Genomic DNA, 4,411 nt, shown 5'->3' with positions numbered 1-4,411 from the left:
TGGGGCTTGTCGGACGGAGTTCGAAACTGTCTCTTTTGCTGCGGCGGGCGCGTCTTGTCGCCTCTCTTGACTGCCCAGTGTTGATTATCGGGGAGACGGGTACGGGGAAGGACCTTCTTGCCCGGTACATTCACGCGTGTGGTCCCCGGGCGAGATCGCCTTTCGAGGCCGTAAACCTTGCTGCGGTTCCAGAAACGCTCTTTGAGTCGGAGATGTTCGGTTACGCCGCGGGGTCGTTCACGGGAGCGGCCAGGGGAGGGCGTGAAGGGCGCTTTCAGCGGGCGGGTGACGGCACCCTGTTCTTGGACGAGGTAGGGGATATGCCTCTTTCCGTTCAGGCCAAGCTCTTGCGGGTCCTGGAGGACCGGTGCATCGAGCCAGTTGGCAGCGCACGGAAAGTTGTGTTTCGCGCGCGGGTCATCGCGGCCACCAACCGGGATCTGGAGCAGATGGTGGCCGCGGGGACGTTTCGGGCGGACCTTTACTACCGTCTGGCGGTGGTGACGCTGGAACTGCCGCCTCTCCGAGAAAGGGCGGGAGACATTCCGCTGATAGCGGCCCATGTTCTGGCGAGACTCGCGGACCGGTACGGGCTGCCTGCAAAGCAGTTGTGTGCGGAGGCGCTCGCGGTTCTCCAGGCATACCCCTGGCCAGGGAACATCCGGGAGCTTCGCAACGTCCTGGAGCAGCTGTTTGCCTTTGCTCCCTCGCCAGTGGTAACGGTCGATGACCTACCCCCCTCTTTGGTGGCGGCATCGCGCGGGCCGCGGCGGGTCTGCCTCCCGCCTGCGATGGCGGGCACGGACTTGAAGTCGGCTGTGCGGTCGTGGGAGCGGGAAGTGATACTTCGGGCTCTGGAGATGTCCGGGGGCAATAAGTCTGAAGCCGCCAGGCGGCTTGGGATCACGCGAGCGGCACTGTACAGGAAGCTTTCCGGCTGCCGTTGAGAGCCATGTGGCGCGGGATGCAACCTGGGCCTGCGGGTGTTGGCTGCTGGTGCTGCTGCATGCTGGCCTGGGCGGCATGCGGTGGGCCCTTAGGCCCTACCCGGGCCGTAAGTCTATCCGGGGCGCACGCTGCCCCCCTTCTGATTCATGCTGGCGGGCGGGGCTGCGGCGCACTTTCTGTTGCACAGGCGCGGTTCAACGAGGTAGGCCGCAGGGCTGTATACTAGCCGATCAGCTGTCTACGTTGGTATACCCAGGTCTGCTCTGGATGCGGGGCGGACTCGCCTTGACTGCTAGTTTCGCGGGTCCGCGCCGAGTGGCACGCTTCTTGCACTATCTTCCCTGTAGAGATCTCTTCACGGGGAGGTGCGAGGAGATGGCGGTAGAAGATCGGCAGGAGACTGGATCCCCCGGGGCCCAGGGAGCAATCCGCAGGAACTTGCCTGTTCTTGCTGGTAGGCCCCAGGCACCGGCTGAGACTGGCAAGCGGAGGGTCCAGGACGAGGCGGAGTTGCGGAGACGGCAGAGAGAAGCGCAAAAGCGTGCTCAGGCTGCGGAGCGGCTGGCTTCCAGCACGGCGGAGTTGGCCAGCGGTGTGCAGCAGGCCAAGGCTGCGGCAGCGGCACTGCAGAAGAACATGGAAGGGATCGGGTCGGCGGCGGTTGAGGCTTCGCGCGCGGCGGAAGAGAGCCTGAAGAACACGGAGAAGATCGAGGCCACGGCCAAAACCGCCGCGAAGCTGGCAGTGGAGTCGGCCGAGCGCATAGCCGCGCTGCAGGGGCAGGTGAGGAGTGCGAGCGCGGACATTGCGCGTCTGGTGGACGGGATCAATGCGGCTGCGGAGACCAACTTCCGGTCCGCAGAAAAGGTCGCGGAACTGGAGAAGCGCTCGGATGAAATCGGTAACGTGGTTCAGACGGTGGTTGGTATAGCAGACCAGACCAACCTGCTAGCCCTGAACGCGGCCATAGAGGCAGCCCGGGCCGGCAAGCACGGGTTGGGCTTTGCCGTGGTTGCCGACGAAGTGAGGACCCTGGCGGAGACTTCGGCCGCCGCGGCCCGCGAGATCAGGGAGCTTGTGGCCACCATCCAGCAGGACGTGCGGGTGGTGGCGGGTGACGTGCAGCGGATCGGCCAGGCCGCGCAAGAGGAGGTTGAGAAGGCCAAGTCGGTGACCGCCGATCTGGCCACCGTCGAGCGTGACATGGCCCAGGTGGCCGAGGGCAGCCGGGAGGTCCAGGGGCAGGCCGAGGAGGCTGCCCGCGCGGCTGCGGAGATGCGTGCCGGGGCTCAGCAGGTGGCCTCCGCCGCCGAACAGGCGAGCGTGTCCACGCGGGAGGCTGTTGCTTCCACTTCTGAGCAGGCCAAGGGGCTGGAGGACATAGCTGCCGCGGCGGACGATCTGGCCCAGATGGCCGAGGACCTGAAGGGGGCGTCTGCCGGAGCGCGGGCAGCGGATGCTCTGGCCTCCGCGGCGGAAGAGCTTTCGGCCACCATCCAGCAGGCGAACGGGGCTGCCCAGCAGATAAACGCAGCCATTTCCGGAATTGCCTCCGCAGCCCAGGAGCAGTCGGCGGCCACCCAACAGTCGCTCGCGGGTGCGGAGCAGATACAGCGGAACGCGCAGAGGATGGCGGAGGCCACAGCCGAGTCCGTCCGGGCTGTGGACGAGTTGAAGGGACTGCTCGCGAAGAACAGGTCCGAGGTCGAGGCTTTGATCGGAGGCATCCAGCGTGCTGCGGAGGACAACCGCAAGGCCGCCGAAAACATAGTGGTGCTTCAGGAGCGGGCGCGGAAGATAGACAAGATCGTGGACGCCATCGTCAACGTGACCATTCAGACCAACCTGCTTGCGCTCAACGGTGCCATCGAGGCTGCCCGGGCGGGCAAGCACGGTAAGGGCTTCGCGGTGGTGGCGGGGGACGTGAGGGCGCTGGCCAAGCAATCCGCCGAGGCAGCGGACAGGATCAAGGACATGGTGCGGGCGGTCCAGGACCAGATCGCGGTTGTGGCCAAGGACATCGAGGCTGCAGGGATGGCTGCAGCCAAGCAGGTCGAAGAAGCGCACAAGGTCAGCGAGGCGCTGGCCGCCATTGCGGACGAGATGGGGACCGTGCGGGCCGGGGTGGGTGAGATCGCAAGGTCCGCGCAAGAATCCCTGGACGCCGTCACGGCCGCCACCGCAGCCATCCGCCAGATCGCGAAAGCGGCGGAAGAGATGGCCCGCAATACCCAGGAGGCCAGCTCGGCCGCCCAGGAGGCCGCCGCTGGAATGCAGGAGCTGGCCCGGGCGGTGGAAGAGATCGCCCATCTTTCCGAGGAGATGACTCAGGCTGCCTGATGGTGCAGCCAGGAAGTGCCAGGGAGCAAGGGGGGCGATGAGAGTGGCTGAGGAATACCGTGCGGAACTGCTGGACGAAGAAGACCAGGAGTCGGGTGACCTGGCTGAGGAGACCCAACTGGTCAGCTTCCGCCTGGGCAGCGAGGAGTACGGAGTAAACATCATGCAGGTGCAGGAAATCATCAGGCTGACCGAGATCACCAGGGTTCCCAAAGCCCCGGCGTTCGTGGAAGGGATTATTGACCTGCGGGGAAAGGTCCTGCCCATCGTGGACCTCAGGAAGCGCTTCGGCATGGAGCAGCGGCAGGATACCGATGCGACCCGCATAGTGGTGGTGAACATCGACGACATGACCGTGGGGCTGATCGTCGATTCGGTTTCGGAGGTCCTCCGGATCCCCAACCGCAGCATAGAGCCGCCTCCGCCCATCATCGCGGGGATCGAGTCGCGCTTTCTGCAGGGCATCGGCCGGGTCAACAAGAGGCTGCTCATCCTGCTTGACCTGCAAAAGGTCTTCTCGCAGGAAGAGGTCAGCGACCTCTCCCGCGTGGGCGAGGCTTGCGCCTGAGGGCCGGGGGGCGGGTCGGCCGCTGGTCGCCCGCCCCTTTCCCGTGCCTTGCGCGGAGGGAGGTGGTAGGGTGGCGCGCGTGCTGGTCCGAACGGCGGATCTGGCGGTGGGCTGCCGCGGGGATGTGCTGGTCACGGAGTTCGTGGGGTCCTGCGTGGTCGTCCTGCTTCACGACTCCGTCGCGGCGGTGGGTGGCATGGCCCACGTGCTGCTCGACTCGAGCGTCGGCACGGACGGCTGGCTGTGCCCGGGAAAGTTTGCCGATATCGCGGTCAGTGCCCTTGTGGAGGCAATGGAGCGGTGCGGGGCGTTGCGCCTGCGCATGACGGCCAGGATCGCGGGGGGAGCGAACATGTTCTCCGGTGGAGGAGAGGCGCTTGACATCGGTACACGGAACATCGAAGCGGTGCGGAAGGGGCTCGCGGCGCTCTCCATTCCCGTGGTGGCGGCGGACGTGGGCGGGAGCCGGGCCAGGAGCGTGGTGTTCGACGTGTCAACCGGCGCGGTGAGCGTGAGGGCCGGCGAGACCCGCACCTGGTTGTGAGGCGTGGGTCA

4 protein-coding genes are annotated in these 4,411 nt (G+C 66.1%); all 4 read left to right on the top strand.

What is annotated here, in order from left to right; translation table 11 throughout:
- Window positions 1-947: sigma 54-interacting transcriptional regulator (locus AB1609_16575; protein ID MEW6048063.1), on the top strand; the 947-nt coding region annotated here is incomplete at its 5' end.
- A 511-nt stretch (window positions 948-1,458) separates the two neighbouring features.
- Window positions 1,459-3,288 carry a methyl-accepting chemotaxis protein gene (locus AB1609_16570; GenBank protein MEW6048062.1) on the top strand — a complete coding sequence of 610 codons (1,830 nt, stop codon included), beginning with the start codon at window positions 1,459-1,461 and terminating at the stop codon, window positions 3,286-3,288.
- A gap of 37 nt (window positions 3,289-3,325) precedes the next feature.
- Window positions 3,326-3,856 carry a chemotaxis protein CheW gene (locus AB1609_16565; protein MEW6048061.1) on the top strand — a complete coding sequence of 177 codons (531 nt, stop codon included), beginning with the start codon at window positions 3,326-3,328 and terminating at the stop codon, window positions 3,854-3,856.
- A gap of 70 nt (window positions 3,857-3,926) precedes the next feature.
- Complete coding sequence (locus AB1609_16560) at window positions 3,927-4,400, top strand: chemotaxis protein CheD (GenBank protein MEW6048060.1); 474 nt, start codon at window positions 3,927-3,929, stop codon at window positions 4,398-4,400.
- Window positions 4,401-4,411 lie beyond the last annotated feature (11 nt).

Source organism: Bacillota bacterium (genome assembly GCA_040754675.1).
Classification (GTDB): Bacteria; Bacillota; Limnochordia; order Limnochordales; family Geochordaceae; genus Geochorda.
Note: the sequence above shows the minus strand (reverse complement) of the source record. Positions and strands in the feature narration are given on the sequence as shown.

What these genes read in the sequence shown, in the direction of transcription:
- AB1609_16565 (MEW6048061.1), top strand. Translation starts at nt 3,326, where the DNA reads ATGAGAGTGGCTGAGGAATACCGTGCGGAACTGCTGGACGAAGAAGAC.